15 protein-coding genes and 1 pseudogene are annotated in these 18,444 nt (G+C 71.5%); 11 read left to right on the top strand and 5 right to left on the bottom strand.

From position 1 onward, the window contains the following. Positions 1-532: 532 nt before the first annotated feature. From ACH4K4_RS30445 to ACH4K4_RS30455, 3 genes are read right to left on the bottom strand one after another with little or no spacing between them, the layout of a single operon-like run. Positions 533-1,033, bottom strand: coding sequence for a hypothetical protein (locus ACH4K4_RS30445; RefSeq protein WP_398171709.1), 501 nt, complete (start codon positions 1,031-1,033; stop codon positions 533-535). Beyond that, on the bottom strand, positions 1,030-3,207 hold the full coding sequence (locus ACH4K4_RS30450) for a hypothetical protein (RefSeq protein ID WP_398171710.1): 2,178 nt from the start codon (positions 3,205-3,207) through the stop codon (positions 1,030-1,032). The genes ACH4K4_RS30445 and ACH4K4_RS30450 overlap by 4 nt, the downstream gene beginning before the upstream one ends. Then, a complete protein-coding gene (locus ACH4K4_RS30455) occupies positions 3,204-5,042 on the bottom strand; it encodes a hypothetical protein (protein WP_398171711.1) in 1,839 nt (612 codons plus the stop codon). Before ACH4K4_RS30455 ends, ACH4K4_RS30450 begins: the two co-directional genes overlap by 4 nt. A gap of 191 nt (positions 5,043-5,233) precedes the next feature. On the opposite strand from ACH4K4_RS30455, the gene ACH4K4_RS30460 reads away from it, so the two are divergent. Beyond that, a complete protein-coding gene (locus ACH4K4_RS30460; protein ID WP_398171712.1) occupies positions 5,234-6,469 on the top strand; it encodes an IS110 family transposase in 1,236 nt (411 codons plus the stop codon). 8 nt (positions 6,470-6,477) lie between these two features. On the opposite strand, the gene ACH4K4_RS30465 is transcribed toward ACH4K4_RS30460, so the two are convergent. Continuing rightward, the gene (locus ACH4K4_RS30465; protein WP_398171713.1) at positions 6,478-6,735 is read right to left on the bottom strand and encodes a hypothetical protein; all 258 of its coding nucleotides are present in this window, start codon (positions 6,733-6,735) and stop codon (positions 6,478-6,480) included. A gap of 110 nt (positions 6,736-6,845) precedes the next feature. Continuing rightward, the gene (locus ACH4K4_RS30470; RefSeq protein WP_398171714.1) at positions 6,846-7,772 is read right to left on the bottom strand and encodes a site-specific integrase; all 927 of its coding nucleotides are present in this window, start codon (positions 7,770-7,772) and stop codon (positions 6,846-6,848) included. A gap of 199 nt (positions 7,773-7,971) precedes the next feature. Here ACH4K4_RS30470 and ACH4K4_RS30475 point away from each other — a divergent pair, with 199 nt between their 5' ends. The 10 genes and pseudogenes from ACH4K4_RS30475 (at position 7,972) to ACH4K4_RS30520 (ending at position 18,402) form a co-directional block, all read left to right on the top strand. After that, positions 7,972-9,201, top strand: coding sequence for an erythromycin esterase family protein (locus ACH4K4_RS30475; RefSeq protein ID WP_398171715.1), 1,230 nt, complete (start codon positions 7,972-7,974; stop codon positions 9,199-9,201). 239 nt (positions 9,202-9,440) lie between these two features. Further along, positions 9,441-9,591, top strand: a pseudogene (locus tag ACH4K4_RS30480) (PspA/IM30 family protein); the annotation flags it as partial. 386 nt (positions 9,592-9,977) lie between these two features. Continuing rightward, a complete protein-coding gene (locus ACH4K4_RS30485; protein WP_398171820.1) occupies positions 9,978-10,589 on the top strand; it encodes a helix-turn-helix domain-containing protein in 612 nt (203 codons plus the stop codon). A gap of 232 nt (positions 10,590-10,821) precedes the next feature. Then, on the top strand, positions 10,822-11,583 hold the full coding sequence (locus ACH4K4_RS30490) for a DeoR/GlpR family DNA-binding transcription regulator (RefSeq protein ID WP_360132909.1): 762 nt from the start codon (positions 10,822-10,824) through the stop codon (positions 11,581-11,583). A gap of 125 nt (positions 11,584-11,708) precedes the next feature. After that, on the top strand, positions 11,709-13,106 hold the full coding sequence (locus ACH4K4_RS30495) for an ABC transporter substrate-binding protein (protein WP_398171716.1): 1,398 nt from the start codon (positions 11,709-11,711) through the stop codon (positions 13,104-13,106). Beyond that, positions 13,087-14,073 carry a carbohydrate ABC transporter permease gene (locus ACH4K4_RS30500; protein ID WP_398171717.1) on the top strand — a complete coding sequence of 329 codons (987 nt, stop codon included), beginning with the start codon at positions 13,087-13,089 and terminating at the stop codon, positions 14,071-14,073. The genes ACH4K4_RS30495 and ACH4K4_RS30500 overlap by 20 nt, the downstream gene beginning before the upstream one ends. Further along, a complete protein-coding gene (locus tag ACH4K4_RS30505) occupies positions 14,070-14,957 on the top strand; it encodes a carbohydrate ABC transporter permease (RefSeq protein ID WP_398171718.1) in 888 nt (295 codons plus the stop codon). The genes ACH4K4_RS30500 and ACH4K4_RS30505 overlap by 4 nt, the downstream gene beginning before the upstream one ends. After that, complete coding sequence (locus ACH4K4_RS30510) at positions 14,954-15,946, top strand: zinc-dependent alcohol dehydrogenase family protein (RefSeq protein ID WP_398171719.1); 993 nt, start codon at positions 14,954-14,956, stop codon at positions 15,944-15,946. The genes ACH4K4_RS30505 and ACH4K4_RS30510 overlap by 4 nt, the downstream gene beginning before the upstream one ends. A 150-nt stretch (positions 15,947-16,096) precedes the next feature. Continuing rightward, positions 16,097-17,086, top strand: coding sequence for a GNAT family N-acetyltransferase (locus ACH4K4_RS30515; protein ID WP_398171720.1), 990 nt, complete (start codon positions 16,097-16,099; stop codon positions 17,084-17,086). After that, entirely contained in the window at positions 17,083-18,402 is a 1,320-nt protein-coding gene (locus tag ACH4K4_RS30520; protein ID WP_398171721.1) for an extracellular solute-binding protein, read from the top strand. The genes ACH4K4_RS30515 and ACH4K4_RS30520 overlap by 4 nt, the downstream gene beginning before the upstream one ends. The last annotated feature ends 42 nt before the right edge of the window (positions 18,403-18,444 follow it).

Consider the following 18,444-nt stretch of genomic DNA (forward strand, 5'->3'; position numbering starts at 1 on the left):
GGCTCGACTGGTACAACTACCACCGACCCCACACCGGCATCGGCGGCCACACCCCAGCCAGCCGCGTCACCAACCTCCTCAAACAACACACCTAGTCCCGGGTGCCCGCGCCCACCGCACGGCACCCACCGCCGACGCCCTCACTGCCTCCGACCATCTTCCGGTGGTCGCAGAAGTGTGGACATCACGGGGGTCGGCAACGACCTCATCGAGAAAGGCTGGGAGGTCGAGCCACTCGACCTGGCCACCACCCCCCGTACATCGCCAGCAAGGTCCGACGCTTCGGCACGTGACACCTGGACATGGAGCCTTGGAAGGGGCAGGCGGCTGGCAGCTGCGGCTGGTGGCCTGAAGGGTGCTATGCGGTGAGGTCGAGAAAGTCGGCGACATGGACGCCGCTGCGGAGGTCGCCGAGCGGGCCATCGAGCAGCTGGGCGGGCCGACTCTGCCTGCGGCACCAGCACCCCGGCCGAGCTGCGCGGGCAGCTCGCCGTCCACCGCAAGCCCCGCCCCGTCGCGGACTTCCTCGACCTCACGGCGTGACCGTTTCCCGCTCGGACAGGGGGGTGACGTTGCCGCCCGCCTGCCGGAGCTGGGCGATCAGGCGGGCGTTGTCCTCTTCCAGCTCAACGGTGCGCAAGGTCAGGACCTGGATCTGGTTGGCGTACGTGGCGAGGGTGTCCTTCAGTTCGCGGACCTCACCGGAATGTGCGCTGCGCAGCTCGCGCTCCGCCTTCTTCAGCCGGGACACTTCCGCGCGCAGTTCCTGCGGTTCCGGACGGCGGGTCTGCGGTGCTTCCAAAATCTCTTTCACCGCCTGTGCCACCGGCGAACGGTAGTAGGACGCGCGGGACACACCGGCCTCGGTGCACACATTGACCACTGTGATCTTGCCGTCGGTAAGCTCGGGCAGGCCGTGCATCAGCCGCTCGAACGCCTCCATGAGCGCGCGGTCGATGTCCGTCAGCACCCGGCCGCCGGCCGAGAGCCGCTCGAAGGTGTGCCGGATCCGCAGGCGGGTCTCGTCGTTCACGCAACCTCCTCGGCCTTCTCCTGCTCATCGTCGACTGCGTGGATGCTGTCGATGACCTCGTCGAGCTCGGATGTGTATGAAGACAGGGCAGCGATCTGCAGACGGGTGAGCGAGCCGCGTTCCTTCAGATCCGTCTCCAGCTCCCGCGCCGCCTGGTCTCTCGCTGTGGTGAGCCTGGGCAGGTGGACGGCCGACCGGCGGGCGTTGGGGCAGGACAGGCACATGTTGTGCAGGGGCAGCGGGCGACCCAGCGCCGTAGCCCGGCTGCGGCAGACGGCGGTGGCCGACTGGTAGAAGCAGTCGTTGAGGACACCCGGGTGGAGGGTCTTGGTGAGGTGCTTGAGCATCGTCCGTAGCCGGGACGGGCTGGCGACGACGCCGGGCAGGTCGCCGAGTTCACGGCGGACGCGTTCGAACTCGGCGTCGATGCGTTTGGCGGCTCCTCCCGTAGAGCCGCCGCCCTCGTTCCAGTCCCGGTACAGGTCTTCGACGTAGTCGAGCTTGGCGATGGCTTCCTCGGTCGCCACCTCGGCGGCGAAGCCGGAGGCGGAGGTGCCGGCATACCCCTCGACCATGGTGATCTTGGCATGCTGAAACTGCCGGGCACCTGCCACGATGCCGAACGGCTGATGCGCGATGTACCAAGCCAATGTTCGACGAAATTGGCGCGAGTCGAACGACCACGGGGCGCCGTCGTCGCCCAGGCCGTCCTCGGCTTCACCGTCGTGGTCGGGGTCGCCGCTGACCCGTTCGTTGGGAATGAACAGACCAGCGGCGGTGCTGAACAGCTCGTTGACGTGATCGCGGAAGCGGTCGAGCTGACCGCCCTTCGTCGGTGCGGCAAGGACAAACCCATCGCCCAGCCGGTAGCCGAACAGGTGTGTGGGATCGTCGTTGAGCCGGCGGAGCACAGCAACGGCGCGATGGACGATCTCCAGGACCACCCACTCGGCCTCGTCGCCGGACAGCGCACGCCCCTTGAAGACGCGACCGCGGATCTTGAAGCGGGCGCGCCCGTCCTCGCCGGTCCCCGTGAACGCGCAGTCGGGCCCAAGTTCGCGCACTTCAGCGCCACGCATGCCACTCAGGAAGGAAAGCACCAGCCAGCAGGCCGTCCGCAGAAACGCGATCTCCTCCCGCAGCTCCCTGGGACCGAAACCCGCACGCCACGGCCTGCCGCTGTCGGGCCACAGCGACACTGCGGTGTGCAGACCGCCGGGCCCGTAGCCGAGTCCCTTGGCGGCCTCGCTCAGCATCCGCCGAAGTGCCGGATTCGTTTCGATCACTCCACACTGGAGGCTGGCCAAAGTGGCGTTGGGGGCCTGGACCACACCATCGACGACCTCAGCGTCCGGGCATGTGTGACGGTCCTTGTAGGAGAGGGCGGGAACGGGGCGGCCTGATGCATGCAACTCGTCGATGTACTGGGCGACCTTGCCCTTTGCGGTCCCTCGCCAGTTCCGGCCGCGGGCCTTGTCCGCGGCCTTCAGATCGGCGAGTTCGCGCCGGGCGGCCAGGATGTCGCTGCTGGCCGTCTCCACGTAGAAGACGGCAGCCTTCAGCAGGGGGCTGCTGATGTACTCCGGGATGCGGAGCGTGGAGTTCTCGGTGTCCCTCTTCAAGCCCGCGACATGGAGTGCCGGCCGACCGGCCCACGGGCTGATCGCCAGCCGGTCGGCGCTGAGGAAGGCGCCGTGGGCGAAGAGGTGCTGCGTTGCCAGGACATGCAGGGCAGCCGCATTCGCGGAGGTCTTCTTCCACTGCTCCAGTGCGGCCTTGAAGTCCTTCCGGGCCGCCGCTGCAAGGCGCGGAACGCCGAGGCCCTGCAGCGTCGTGATGACGGAGCGTGCGTACCAGAAGGCGCCGTAGAAGTTGGTGAGCTTCATCGGCCGGCCGCTGCGATGCCCTGGCTTCGGGGAACCCGTGCCCCTCCGCAACCGAGAATAGAGGTACTCCTTCACCGTCAAGACGGTCACCGGGTCCTCGATGTCGATGAAGGTGAGCCGGTACCGATCCATGCTGCGAGGCAGGAACGGACGAAAATCCCACACGTCCTCACCAAACCGTGGGCCGCGGCACCCGGCGGACTCGCTGAGGTGTTCGGGAAGTACATACGCGTCGTCGGGCACGAGCGTGGAGGGACGCCTCGCGTCAGCGGGGATGGCGGTGGTCATGTCGTCAGCTCCAGGAACTGGGCGGGCAAGGCGTACTGGTCAGCGGCGGATTCGGCAATCGCCTGTGCAGTGACCCGCTGCTGGCGGGTGAACTTCGGCAGGATCCCGGAGATGATGCGTTCCCATGCCAGCCCGTAGCGGGCCTTCCACTCGGCGATGGACAGCTCATCGCGCTGGCGGTCGAGGAACGCGGCGAAGCTGTAGATGCCGGGCAGGTGCCGGGTGGTAAAGACGGCGTTGGGGCACTCCATGCAGCCCCAGATCGCTGTCGGGCATCCGGAGCCCTTCTTCAGCGCGTACGGCGAGTTGTAGAAGTCCTTGCACGAGGCAAGCCACACGTCGTTCTCGCCGGACAGCGCAGCCGCGACCTCCGGAGGCGTCAGCTGTGCGCGGCCCTCATCGGCCCGCTCGCCCTGGCCGGTGAGAACCACCGGCGGCGCGAGCGCGGTGTCCAGGACCTCGCGCAGACCATTTTCGACGGCGACTTCGTGCAGTTCACGGTGGGCTTCGATGTCGGCGTAGTGACGGGCCGCGACCTGCGTGGAGTGGCCCTCGGCGAAGTCCTCCAAGATGCCGGCCGCCTGCCGGTAGCGGCGCGACTTGTAGGTCTTGCGCAGACGCCGCATGTCCAGGACGACGGGGCGTCCATCGGTGTCCTTCATCTGATCGATGCCGTGGCTGGCGGCCCACGCCGCCATCTCCTCACGCAGCGGCGATCGCACCCCGGGGCGGAATCCGGCCTGCAGCCCCAACCGTCCCGTGTGGGCCCACAGCACGTCGCTGTCAGTGTGCTGGCGACCGCGGGCGGTCAGCCGCAGAGCCAGGCGGATGACCCCGGCCGGGTGGTGCAGGGCCCCTCCGTCGGCCACGCGCAGCGTCTTGTGGGAGTTGTTGCGGGCCCGCTTCTTGACGTAGGCGATGCTGACGTAGCCGCGCGCCGGGTTGACCAGGCAGTCGGCCTTGAGCGCACGGACGCACTCCGGCTCCAGACCGGTCTGGCAGGTCAGCAGCACGAGGAAGGCCAGCACATCGGTGCGCGTCAGAAACATCCGGGCGTTGACCCGCAGCTGGCCGCCGAACAGTCCCACCCCGCCGCGGACCCTGTTGTCCGCGCGGTCCTCCTTCGTCAGCGGGCCATGGCGGGCGATGTGCCACAGTACGTTCTCCGGTTTCCGCCAGCCGCCCGTCGCAGGATCCTCACCGAGGGCGGCGAGGCGCTCACCCTCCAAGATCCGGTCGCGCACCTTGCGGATGTCCGCCAGCGCGGCCGCTTCGACGGCTTCGAAGACAGGGGTCGGATACGCGTCCAGCGGCCTGTGCGTGACGGTGGCCTTCACGACGGCGAAGCCCAGCCGGGCCTGCATCGCCAGGCCGAACGCATCAGGATCCTCGTCACGGACCAGCCGCAGCAGCCGCAGGAGGCCGGACATCGTCGCGTACGGGATGTTGGAGTTCGTGTCCCGGTAGTCGGCGATGAGTTTGAGCTCGAACGCTTCGAGCAGTTCCGGGGTGAGGTCGTCCGCGTCGAAGTGCTCGGCATCGTCGGGCTCCGCCTGCGCTACGAAGCGGACGAACCCCTCGATCTGCCGGACGGTTGTCTCGGTGGTGAACACGGCGCGCTGTTCCCGCTCCCGCCCGGCGACGCCGGCCAGGGCCCGCACCAGGTGCCGCACCAGTCGGGGGCACGGCAGGTGCGAGAGGTCGAAGCGGCGCTCGATGCCGTCGTCGAAGTGCGCCGAGAACCTGACCGGCCCGATCTCGGGCACGGGATCAGGCGCCGGGGGGAGGTTGTCCGGGGAGGGGAACCGTACGCGTCGGCCGGGCCGGCGGCTCATGCAGCCCTACCTTCTTGAGTGCGTCCCACGAGTTCGCGACTCTGGGACAGCGCGGGTGGGGCAGGGATGGTTTTCATGCTTGCTGCCCTTGATGGCTCAGGTGGCTGATCCCCCTGCCCCGCCACTTCTTCCGGACCGCTGATTAGGCTCTGCGGACCATCGCTTGGTAGGGCGAGGACGGGTGGAAGGAGTTGCGCCAGACGTCGTTCGACGAGGGGAGCGTCACCGTGTCCGCCCACGCGGGGTTCGACATCGCCAAGGAGTTTCACTGGCTCGTGGTCACCGATGACCACGGCCGGCAGCTGGCCGGCCACCGGGTCGACAACAACCCCGACGCCATCGGTCAAGCCGTCACCGAACTCACGGCCGCCCAGGCCGAGCACGGCGAACTGACCGCCGGGCTGGACCTGATGGGCAGCGTCGCCGCCTTGCTGACCGCGATGCTGCTGGCCGCGGACCTGCGCGTGGTGCACGTGCCCGGCCTGGCCGTCAACCGAGCCCGCCGCGGCACCCGGGGCGGGGAGAACAAGTCCGACCCCCGCGATGCCAAGGTCATCGCCGAACAGGTCATGCTCCGCGACGACCTGCGGGTGGTGGAACTGCCCGACGAGGCCACCGCCGAGCTGCGGCTGCTGGTCAGCCACCGCACCGTACTGGTCAAGGAGACCACCGCGCGCATCAACCGGCTGCGCGACCTGCTCGCCTCCATCCACCCCGGCCTGGAACGGGTCACCGATCCCACCAACAAGTCCAGCCTGCTCCTGCTGGCCCACTACGTCACCCCGGCCGAAATCCGCCGGGCCGGAGCCCATCGCATCACCGACTACCTGCGCAAACGCGGAGTCACCCGCCCCACCGCCGAAGCCCTGGGGGAAGCCGCGGCCACCGCCGCGCGCGCCCAGCACACGGCCGTCGTCGGCGAACGCCGCACCGCCGCGCTCATCAAGGAACTCGCCGCCGACCTCCTGGCCGGCAAGAACCGCCTCCAGACCGCGGAGGCCGAGATCGAGCAGCTCGTCGACACGCACCCTGACGGGGCCCTCATCCGCAGCCCGCCGGGGATGGGGGCCATCCTGACGGCAGAGTTCATCGCCCTGGTCGGCGACCACCACCGTTTCACCAGCGGCGACGCCCTGGCAGCCGCCTCCGGGCTGGCGCCGGTCCTGACCCAGTCCGGGAAGATCCGCTACTCGCGCAGCGCTCTGGGCGGTGACAAGGCCCTCAAACGGGTCTTCTACCAGTCCGCGTTCTGCGCGATCCGGCGTGATTCCACCTCGCGGCGCTTCTACGACCGCAAGCGGAGCGAGGGAAAACGGCACCACCAGGCCCTGGTCGCTCCGGCCCGCCGCCGCGTGAACGTCCTCTACGCCATGCTCCGCGACCGACGCCACTACGAGGCCCGCCCGCAACTGCGTCTCGTGGCTTGACTTCAGCATTAGGCAGCCACCTCCACCCGGTCCAGCACTGCGGCCTGGGCGTCCCACTCCGCCATCGCTGCCAGGACGATCTCCTGGGCCTCGTCCAGGAGGTCCAGGTAGATGTAGACCGTGGACTCGTGGGCGTGTCCCAGCAGTTGCTGCAGCTTCCGCATCGGGTTGCCGATCAGCAGGCGCCTGAGCTCGGCTCGCGCCAGGCGCTGATCGTCGCGTCGGCCGAGCGCCCGGATCGTCTGCCGCAAGAGCAGCCCCAGCATGTGAACGGCGTAGAGGTGGCGCAGGGTATGCGGAGAAATCGCCAGGTCGATGCCGAATTTCACGCACCGCTCGTTCGCTCGCCGGAAGGCCGACTGCCAGGTCGATGGGCTCAACGGCTGGCCGTCCTCGCCGAGCCACAGCCACAACGGTTCCCCGGCGCTGCCATCGGGGCACACCCTCGCCAGCCGTCTCCGCTCCGCGGGCCCGATTTTCGCGTAGGACCAGCCGCGGCCGGTGCCGAGCGTGAGAGCGTGTCGGCCCGCTCGCCGCACCAGCACGGTGCCGTCGCCCCGGCGTAGACACCCTCGGCGAGTCGCCGGGCCACGAGCTCGTCACGCTCGATGTCGATGAAGTGGTGCAGCGACCGCAGCATCCGCAAGGTCATGAACACGGTGCGGGCCTTGTTCCGCTTGGTGACGGCCTTCGACAGGTGCACGTCGCCCGTTATTCGACGGCCAGTGACCAGCGGTGGAATTTCCGGGACGAGCAACGACGACGCCTCGCTCAGCCGCATGCCGGTGTAGACGATGAGGTCGGCGAACATGGCGTTCCGCTCGCCGTTGCGGCCCCGCCACCGAGGGTCGCGTCCGCCTTCGGGAAGCTCTCCCCTCAGTCCGACGTCCCTCCACAGGAGGTAGTCCTCGAAGGTCACAAACCGCACCGGTTCGTCCTCCGGGTCGGTGACGTGCTCAGCGTTGACCCGCATGGTGCGGGGCCCGTCGCTCGTCATCACCGTCTTGTCGGCGTACCGGAAGGGCTCCTTGGTCAGCAGCTCCTCGTAGAGCGCCCAGGTCACCCACTTGTCCAGGGCGGCTATCGAGCGATTCCAGGTTCCCACCGACACTGAGTCTAGCCCGGAATAGAGACGGACTCGCTTGTAGGCGCGCAGGTCCTCGGTGTCGCACTCCCAGATCGTCTTGCCGTTGCGTGACTCGCTCAGGAACCGGCAGAAGAGCATCACGTCTCTGCTGTAGCCCTCGATGCTGTTGTCGGCGGTGACGCCCCAGCTGTCCAGCTCTCGAAGGAAGCGATTCAAGTGCACGTAGTACGAACCATCGGCGCCGAGGATGAAGGGCTACCCCTCCTTGACGCCAGCTCGTTCCAGGACAGTGCACGGTCTGACCGTCCCGGCGTCGAGTCTGAGCCCTGCGGTGCGAGAACGCCTCGTCGTACGAAGCTCGACTGTTGCGGACATCGGCGGCAGCATGCATCTCCCTGCGGGCGGGGGTGGAGTGGTGCCGAGACGGCTCTCACGACTGGGTAGTCAGTCGATCATTGAGACAGCAGCAAGCGCCAACATAATCGGCGACGCCCGCGTCGTCGCCCTCGGCGAGAACTCGCACTTCATCCGGGAATTCGGGCTGGCCCGCGAACGCATGCTGCGCTTTCTCGTCCAGCGCTGCGGTTTCACCGTCCTGGCCTTCGAGTTCGGCTTCAGCGAGGGTTTCGCGCTGGACGCCTGGGTCCAGGGCGAAGGCGCCGAGGAAGACTTCGCACGGCAGACCGCGGCGGCCATTCCCATCGGGCTCTCCGGGCCGCTGCACTGGCTGCGCCGGCACAACCGGACGGCCACCCCGCCCGTACGGTTCGCCGGCGTCGACGTCCCCGAGGCCGGGGGCTCCCTCCTCCCGGCGCTGGCACCGGTGGCCGAGTACCTGCGCGAGGTGGACCCGGAGGTCCTGCCGCTGGCGCAGCGGGCCCTGGAGACCGCCGAGCGGTTCGCCGGCGCGTCCATGGCGCTGTCCGCGCCGGCCTGGGCGCGGCTCGGCACCGCGGAGCAGGACGCGCTCAGCGCCGGGCTGACGCGCCTGCGCACCCGGCTGCGTTCCCTGGAACCGCTGTACGTCGAGCGCGGCGGCCGGTACGCGTACGACACCGCGCTGCACCGTGTCGAGGCGGCGTGCCACACCGACTACCACTTCCGCGCCATGGCCGAGCTCTACGCGGGCGGCGGCATGGCCGCCGACACCTCGGCCCGCGAGGTGTTCATGGCCGACTCGGTCCGGTGGCTCCTGGACCACGGCGCGCCCGGCACCCGCGTCGTGCTCCCCGCGCACAACGCCCACATCCAGAAGACGCCGGCCTCCTTCGACGGCCGGCTGACCGGGCTGCCCATGGGCCACCACCTGCGCCACCGCCTCGGCGACGACTACTTCGCCCTCGGCATGACCAGCGTCGGCGGCCGCACGGCGGAGATGCGGCTCGACGAGAACACCACCTTCGGCTTCCGGGTCGAGGACACCGCGCTCGGCGCGCCCGAGCCGGGCAGCGTCGAGGCGGCCTTCGTGGACGCCGGGCTGGGGTCGGACATCGCCCTCGCCGGGCTGCGCGGATGCGGTCCGGCGGAAGCGGGGCCCGACCGTATCCGTCTGCACAGCGGCTACCTGCACACTCCCGTCCTCGAAGCCTTCGACGGCATGCTGAGCGTGCCGGCCTCCACCGTGGCCGACGACCTCGGGTTCTGACCGCCGACTGCGCGGCGCCGGGCCTCCGCTGTCCGGTGCCGGGACAGGGGCCGGCGGGAACGGCACAGTGGGAACCGGGACTTTCGCGGGGTTCGTCGGGGAGTGAGGCCGTCATGACGTACCGGCTGGTGATCACCAAGGAGGCGCGGAGCCGGCTGGACGGGCTGCGCCGTGCCGACCCGTCGGCGGCCCGGCTCGTCGGGGAGGCGGTCACCGCACTGCTGGACCAGGGCCTTCGTCTGGGACTGCCCCTGGTGGTCCCGGTCGGGTCCGCCCTGCGGGCCGGCGAGCCCCGGGAGGCACTGGACTACTGGTATCAGCGACAGCTCGCGCTGCTGCAGAGAGTCCGGCGGGCGGTCGCCGACGTGACTACCTCACGCAGGCAACTCGACTGCCGGATCGGCGAGTTGGTGCGGCAGGCCCGGCGGCTGGCCGAGCTGGGGGCGCAGGCCGCCGAGGCGGGCCGCAAGGATCTCGCCCGAGAGGCGGACGACCGGCGCTCCGCGGTGAAGCGGCAGCAGGCCCTGCTCGACGCGTCCTGTGCCGACGTACGCAGGCGGGAGGCCGCCCTCGCCGGGATCAGCCGGCGGGTGCAGAACCAGGTGGACGCCTTCCGTTCCCGCAGGGCGGGCGTCGAAGCGGTCCAGCGCACCGGGCACGCCCAGCAGGACGTCCACGACGCGATCACCGGTATGGACGCGGCGGCAGGCGAGCGGGAGGCGTTGCGCGCCGAGGCGGACGGCGCGGTCGCCGCGGCCCGTGCGGAGACCGGCGAGATGGCCGCCGGGGCCGAGCGGTTGGAGTACGAGGTGAGCGGCCCCGTGGGTGCCGGGCCGCCGGCCGCGGAGCTGTACGAGCTGCGGCTCGGCGCGCTGACGGGCCGGGACCTGCGGGTCCTGTTCGCCGTCGGGGGCGGGGCGGGTGACGGGAACGGGCCGCGCCCGCAGGCCGTGGCGCTCCTCGCCGTGGCCGCCGACCGCACGCACTGGTGGGAGTGGTACGAGCACGTCCTGCCCCTCGCCAGGGAGCGCCTGGCCGACCGGGAGCGGCGCGGCCTGGAACCCGGTGCGGAGGACGAGGTGTTCTGCGACGGCCGGGCTTTCCTGCGCGACTGGTATCCGGGGGAGGACGAGGAGCGGCACGGTGGCGCGGCCGTGCTCGCGGCCCGCAACCGGGGGCGGCGGCTGGCGGCGGTGCGCCGTCGCCGGGGGCTGACGCAGGGGCAGCTGGCCAGGCGTATGGGGGTGACTGCCGGCCGCGTGGCGGAGATCGAGCGCGCCGAGCCCGGCGCCGCCGAGGTGCGTACCCTCGCCGCCTATGTCGCGGCCGTCGGCGGGCGGCTGGAGATCGTCGCGGATTTCGACACGGAGCGGCTGGTCCTCGGCTGAGGCCCGGCCGCGGACCGGAGAACGGGCCGGTCCGGTGGGAGAACGGGCGGGGCCACCGCCGCACGGCCCGCGACAGCGTGGCGGGCGCGGGCAAAAACGGGCGGGTTTCTTGCCGTTACGGGCAGCGGAACGGGCGCCACCTCTTGCTATAAACCTGGTGCCGGGCACAAACGGGCAGGACGATGACCGAACGGATCGCCGTGGAACCGACGGAACCGAGCAGGAGCACGCCGTGAGAGCCGAGGAACGACAGCACCGCATCCTGGTGCTGGCCCGCCAGGCCGGCCGGGTGGACGTCACCGACGTCGCCGGCGAGTTCGGGGTGGCGCGCGAGACCGTCCGGCGCGACCTGAGCGAACTGGAGCGGCGCGGCCTGGTCCGGCGTACGCACGGGGCCGCGTACCCGGTCGAGAGCGCCGGTTTCGAGACCACGCTGGCCCGGCGCGAGACGCAGCAGGTAGCGGAGAAGCGGCGGATCGCGGCGGCCGCCGCGCAGCTCGTCGGCGAGGCCGAGACCGTGTTCGTCGACGAGGGGTACACGCCGGAGCTGCTGGCGATGCTGCTGCCGACCGACCGGCCGCTGACCGTGGTGACCTCCTCGCTGCGCACCGCGTCGCTGGTCTCCGCTTCCGACACGACCACCGTGCTGCTGCTCGGCGGGCGGGTACGGGCCGGGACGCAGGCGGCGGTGGGGTCCTGGGCCCGGGACATGCTCGCCGGGTTCGTCATCGACCTGGCGTTCCTGGGTGCCAACGGGGTGTCGCGGGAGCACGGCCTGACGACGCCCGACCCGGCCGTCGCCGACGTGAAGGCGCAGGCGGTGCGGTCGTCGCGGCGGCGGGTGCTGATCGGGGTGCACAGCAAGTTCGGCGCGAGCAGCTTCTGCCGGTTCGCCGCGGTACGCGATCTCGACACGATCGTCACGGACACCGGGCTCTCCGCGCCGGAGGCCCACCGCTACACGCTGCTGGGGCCGCAGGTCCTGCGCGTCTGACCACACGACCCGCACAGCGCAGGGCCGTACGCCGACCGGTGTACGGGCCGTGATCCGTCGTGCCCGCGCCCGCGGGCCGCCCCTCCCCCGCATTCCGCAGCAGTCCAGCAGAGAGGTGTTGAGCCGTGCGCGCACGATCTCCAGGGTGGTCCGGCCGCCCCCCACGCCCCCGGATCGGCGGCGCCCTGCGGCTGCCGGCCGCCGCCCTCGCGCTGTCGCTCGTCCTCGGCGGCTGCTACCGCGGCGCCGGCGCCACCGGCAACGAGGACCGCAACACCATCAACGTCCTGATGGTGAACAACCCGCAGATGGTGGACCTGCAACGGCTGACCGCCGAGCACTTCACCCAGGAGACCGGCATCAAGGTCAACTACACCGTGCTGCCCGAGGACGACCTGCGCGACAAGATGAGCCAGGACTTCTCCAGCCAGGCCGGCCAGTACGACGTGGCCAGTCTCAGCAACTACGAGACGCCGATCTACGCCCGCAACGGCTGGCTGGTCCCGCTCGGCGAACGGGCCGCGCGGGACACCGGCTTCGACCAGGCGGACCTGCTGGGCCCGGTACGCGAGTCCCTGACCGCCGCCGACGGCAAGGTCTACGCCGAGCCGTTCTACGGGGAGTCGTCGTTCCTGATGTACCGCAAGGACGTCTTCCGGGAACTCGGGCTGACGATGCCCGCCAAGCCGACCTGGCGGCAGGTCGCGGCGCTCGCGGCGAAGCTCGACGGCGCCCGCGCCGGCATGAAGGGCATCTGCCTGCGCGGCCAGCCCGGCTGGGGGCAGCTCGCCGCCCCGCTGACCACGGTGGTCAACACCTTCGGCGGCACCTGGTTCACCAAGGACTGGCAGGCGCGGGTGGACAGCCCCGAATTCACCGCCGCCACCCGCTTCTACGTGGACCTGCTGCGCGCACACGGGCAGGCGGGCGCGCCGCAGGCCGGGTACACCGAGTGCCTCAACGACATGCAGCAGGGAAAGGTCGCCATGTGGTACGACGCGACCGCCGGCGCCGGATCGCTGGAGAGCGGCGACTCCAAGGTGGCGGGGAAGGTCGGCTACGCCCCCGCGCCGGTCGAGCGGACCGGCAGCGCGGGCTGGCTCTACACCTGGGCGTGGGGCGTGCAGAAGGCGAGCACCCACCAGGACGCGGCGTGGAAGTTCATCTCCTGGGCCTCGGGCAAGGGGTACGAGCGGCTGGTGGGCGAGCGGCTCGGCTGGTCGAAGGTGCCGGCCGGCAAACGCGCCTCCACCTACCGCGACCCCGACTACCTGCGGCAGTCCCACGCCTTCGCCGCGGCGACGAGGAACGCGATCACCTCGGCCCGTCCCGACGACCCCGGCGTCCAGCCGCGGCCCGCGCCCGGCATCCAGTTCGTCGGCATACCGGAGTTCTCCGACCTGGGCACCAAGGTCTCCCACGAGGTCAGTTCGGCCATCGCGGGGCGGCAGAGCGTGCCCGAGGCGCTCGGCAAGAGCCAGCGGCTGGCGGAGGAGGTGGCCCGTGCCTACGCCGAGCGTTGAGACACGCGGCGAGCGGGACGCGGTACGGCGTCCCCGCGCCACCGCCGCCCGCCCCCGCGGACCCCGTGCCCCCGGACGTGCCGCGGCCTGGGCCCGCCGCGCCCCGCTGCTGCCCGCCCTGGTCTTCCTGGTCGTGGTCACCCAGCTGCCGTTCGTGGCGACCGTCGTCGTCTCCTTCACCCGGTGGAACGCGCTCGCACCCGACCACCGCGGCTTCGCCGCCTTCGACAACTACAAGGCGGTCTTCACCGATCCCGCGATGCGCTCGGCCATCTGGACCACGGTCCTGCTGACCGTGACCGTCGTGCTGGTCAGCCTGCTGCTGGGGCTGGGCCTCGCGCTGCTGCTGGACCGCGGGTTCTGGGGGCGCGGCATCGTCCGCACGATGCTGATCACCCCGTTCCTGGTCGTGCCGGTCGCCGCCGCGCTGCTGTGGAAGCACGCGCTCTACAACGCCTCGTACGGTCTGATCAACGGCTCGCTGACCTGGATATGGCGGCTGTTCGGCAGCGCGGACCCGCCCCAGCCCGACTGGATGACCACATCGCCGCTGGCGGCGGTCGAGGTGGCGCTGGTCTGGCAGTGGACACCGTTCATGATGCTGATCCTGCTGGCCGGGCTGCAGAGCCGGCCCGCCGACGCGGTCGAGGCGGCGCGGGTCGACGGCGCCTCCGCCTTCGACGTGTTCCGCTACCTCACCCTCCCCCACCTGCGCCGCTACCTGGAACTGGCCGCCCTGCTCGGCACCATCTACGTGGTGCAGAACTTCGACGCGGTGTTCACCATCACCTCGGGCGGCCTGGGCACGGCCAACCTCCCGTACACGATCTACCAGACCTTCTACCAGGCGCACGACTACGGCCGGGCCTCCGCGCAGGGCGTCGTGGTCGTCGTCTGCTCCCTGCTGGTGGCCACCTTCGCGCTGCGCACCGTCTCGTCCCTGCTCCGCGAGGAGGTCACCCGATGAGGGCAACCGCCGTACGCGCCGCCCCCGCTTCCGCACCGGCCGTCTCCCCCGCCACCCGGCGACGGCGGCGCACCGGGAGCCTGCTGGGCCTGGCGGCCTGGCTCTGCGGGATCGCGTTCTTCCTGCCCGTGGCGTGGATGGTGCTCACCTCCTTCCACAGCGAGGCGGACGCGGCCGCCAACCCGCCGAGCGTCGGCGCCGGGCTGACGCTGCACGGCTACCGCGAGTTCTTCGGGGCGGGCACCGGCGTCAGCCCCTGGCCGCCGCTGGTCAACTCGCTGACCGCGTCGGTGGCATCCACGCTGCTGGTGCTGGTACTGGCCGTGCCTGCGGCCTACGCGCTCTCCATCAAGCCGGTGCGCAAGTGGAGCGACGTACTGTTCTTCTTCCTGTCCACCAAGATGCTGCCGCTGGTGGCCGGGCTGCTGCCGGTCTACCTCATCGCCCAGAACACGCGGATGCTGGACAACATCTGGCTGCTCGTCATCCTCTACACCTCGATGAACCTGCCGATCGCCGTGTGGATGATGCGGTCCTTCCTGGCCGAGGTGCCGGTGGAGATGCTGGAGGCCGCCTCGATCGACGGCGCCGGGCTGCCGACGACCCTGGTGCGCATCGTCGCCCCCGTCGCCCTGCCCGGCATCGCGGCCACGGCGCTGATCTCCTTCATCTTCAGCTGGAACGAGCTGCTGTTCGCCCGGGTGCTCACCGGCATCGTCGCCGGCACCTCCCCGGTCTTCCTGACCGGCTTCGTCACCAGTCAGGGCCTGTTCCTGGCCAAGGTGTGCGCGGCCGCCACCGTCATCTCCCTCCCGGTGCTCGCCGCCGGGTTCGCCGCCCAGGACAAGCTCGTCCAGGGCCTCTCCCTAGGAGCCGTGAAATGAAGGCCGCAGTGATCAGCGCACCGGGCCGCGTCGAGGTCACCACCGTCGACGATCCGGCGCCGGGCCCCGACGAGGTCGTCGTCGCGGTCGCGGGCTGCGGACTGTGCGGCACCGACCTGCACATCCTGCAGGGCGAGTTCGCCCCGGCGCTGCCCGTCGTACCGGGCCACGAGTTCGCCGGTACCGTCGTCGCGACCGGCGGCGACGTGACGGCACTGGCCGAGGGCGACCGGGTCGCCGTCGATCCCTCCCTCTACTGCTACCGGTGCCACTACTGCCGCATCGGCCGCAACAACCTGTGCGAACGGTGGGCCGCCATCGGGGTGACGACGGCGGGCGGCGCCGCCGAGTACGCCGTCGCGCCGGCCGCGAACTGCGTCAAGCTGCCCGAGCACGTCCGCACCGAGGACGCGGCGCTCATCGAGCCGCTCTCCTGCGCCGTGCGGGGGTACGACATCCTGCGCTCCCAGCAGCTCGGCACCCACGTGCTGATCTACGGCTCCGGCACGATGGGGCTGATGATGCTGGAGCTGGCCAAGCGCACCGGGGCGGCGGGCGTCGACGTGATCGACGTCAACCCGCGGCGCCTGGCCACCGCGCGGCAGTTGGGCTGCGGCAACGCCGCGGCCTCGGCCGACGAGATCGCCCGCCCCCGCGGCTGGGACGTGGTCATCGACGCCACCGGCAACGAGCGCGCCATCCAGGACGCGCTGGGCCGGGTCGGCAAGGGCGGCACGTTCCTCCAGTTCGGCGTCTCCGACTACGCGGCGCGCGCCGTGATCGAGCCGTACCGCATCTACAACCAGGAGATCACCATCACCGGTTCGATGGCGGTCCTGCACAGCTACGAGCGGGCCGCCGGACTCTTCGCCGCCGGCGTCCTGGACCCGGACGTCTTCATCAGCGACCGCCTCCCCCTGGACCGCTACGCGGAGGCACTGGACCGTTTCAAGGCCGGCCAGGGGCGGAAAATCCAGGTCACTCCCTGAAAGGGAGCGGGCCAACCGGGGGATTGACGGGGCCGATCGCCGAGGACGCGCACGTCCTGAGGCCCGTGGTGCGGGAGGTGCTGGAGCCTGGTCGGAAGGCAGGGCCGTGGGCCCCGCCGGCTCGTACGGGGTGCGGACGAGAGGACGGCGATGGACGATGCGACGCTGCGGCCGGAGGGCGCCCGGCCGGTGGTACGCGCCTTCGCCGCGGGCGACGGTGGCGGGCTCGTTGCGGCCTGGGCGCGGAGTGCCCCCTACGACCCCCTCACCCGGGAGCGCTTCCGGCGCCACGTCCTGCTCGACCCCAACTTCGACCCGGCGGGCCTCCTGGTCGCCGTGCGGGACGGCGAGGTGGTGGGCGCGGCCTACGGCGTGCGCCGGCAAGTAGCGGTGGCCGGCGGTGACCTGGAGCCGGCGCAGGGCTGGGTCCCGTTCTTCTTCGTCGACCCGGCCGTCCGCCGCACCGGACTCGGGCGGCGGCTGCTCACCGGCGTCCTCGACTGGCTGGCCGGCCACGGCCGCACCCGCGTCGACTTCGCCTCCTACACGCCGCACTACTTCCTGCCGGGACTGGACCGGGACGCCTACCCGTACGCCGCCCCGCTCCTGGCCGGGCTGGGCTTTCGCCCGCGGCTCGACGCCGCGGCGATGGATCGCGGCCTGGTCGGCTACCGGATGCCCGACGCGGTGCGCGAGCGCGCCGCCACGCTGGCCGCCGCGGGCTACCGTTTCGGCACGCCGCGGGACGACGACCTGGTGGGACTGCTGCGGCTGGCCGGGGACGAGTTCGGCCCCGACTGGCCGCAGGCGATCCGCCGGGCGCTGGACGGCGGGGCGCCCCTGGAGCGCGTCGTGACGGCCCACGACCCGTCGGGCCGGGTCGCGGGGTGGGCGATGCACGGGGCGTACGAGGGGCTGACCGAGCGGTTCGGGCCGTTCGGGGTGCGGGCGGACCAGCGCGGCACCGGGCTGGGCAGAGTGCTGCTGCACCTGACGCTGGAGCGGATGCGGGCGGCGGGCGCGCACGGGGCGTGGTTCCTGTGGACCGGCGAGCGCAGCCCGGCCGGGCGGCTGTACAGGTCGGCGGGGTTCGCCACGACCCGCACGTTCCAGGTCTTACGGCGGGAGGTACGGCCATGAGGCGGCGGCGCGTCCTGGCGGGGCTCGCGGGAGCGGCGGCGGCCGCGGCGGGCTGTGGCGCGCCGGGCCGGGACGGCAGCGGCCGGCCGGGCGACCCGGTCGAGCTCACGCTGCTGACGCACTACGCGACGGAGCCGCTGAAGTCGGCGCTGCAACGGACGGTCGACGCCTGGAACGCCGGTCACGACCGGGTGCGCGTGCGGACGACCGCGGTCCGCTTCCAGGATCTGCTGACCACGCTGATGGTGCGGCAGGCCGCGGGCCAAGGCGCGGACATCATCCACCCGTACAGCCTGTGGGCCGGGCAGTTGGCGCAGGCCGGAGTGGTACGGCCGGCGCCTGCCGAGGACGCGGCGCGCATCGGGCGCGGCTTCGCACGCGCCGCGGTCCGGGCGGCCTCGGTGCGCGGCCGGATCATGGGCTACCCCACGGAGGTGCAGCCCTACGCGCTGTACTACAACAAGCGGCTGCTGCGCGCGGCCGGTGTGGCCGGGCCGCCGCGTACGTGGCGGGAGCTGGAGGAGGCCGCGTACCGCACCGCGCGGCGCGACCGGCACGGCAACATGCTCGTGCAGGGCTTCGGCCTGTCGCGGACCGACGACTCGACCGTGGTGAACCAGACGCTGGCGCTGCTGGCCTCCCGTGGAGGATCGTTCCTCCGCGCCGACGGCACGCGCAGCGCCCTCGACTCCCCCGCCGGACGCGCCGTCTTCGCGCTGGAACGGCGGCTGATCGACCGGGGCGCGAGCGACCCCGGCACCGACCTGATGAAAGCCTTCCCCGCGGGCCGGGTGGCGATGGCGGTCAACGGCGGCTGGTGGACCGGCAGCCTGCGGCAGACGATGGGGCGGGACTACCGCGACGTCGGGGTGGCACCGGTGCCGGGGCCCGCGCCCGGCAACCGGGGCACCGTCACCACCGGGTTCCTGCTGGGCGTCAACGCGCAGAGCCGCCACCCGCTGGAGGCGTGGGAGTTCCTGCGCTGGCTCAACGACGAGGTGGTGCCCGCCGGGCCGCAGGCGGGCCGCGCCGCCGCGGTGCGGGCCACCCGGATGAGCGTCCTGCAGATGTCGGTCGGCACGATGACCGGCCGTACCGGCGACATGCGGGCGCTGCTGGCCGCCGGCGGCGATCCGAACCTCGGCCCGTTCGCCGACGCCCTGGACTACGCCACGCCGGAGCCGAACGGACCGCGCGCCCAGAAGGCCAAGGCGCTGCTGCGCAAGAACATCGAGGAACTGTGGATCGGCCGCCGGTCGCCGGACGACGCCGTACGCAACGCCGCTCAACAGGTCGACCAGGAGCTCTCCCGCTGACCGGACGGGGCCCGCTCGCCGCGGGCCCCACACGTCGGTTCG

It is taken from the genome of Streptomyces sp. NPDC017529, from assembly GCF_044329785.1.
Taxonomy (GTDB): domain Bacteria; phylum Actinomycetota; class Actinomycetes; order Streptomycetales; family Streptomycetaceae; genus Streptomyces.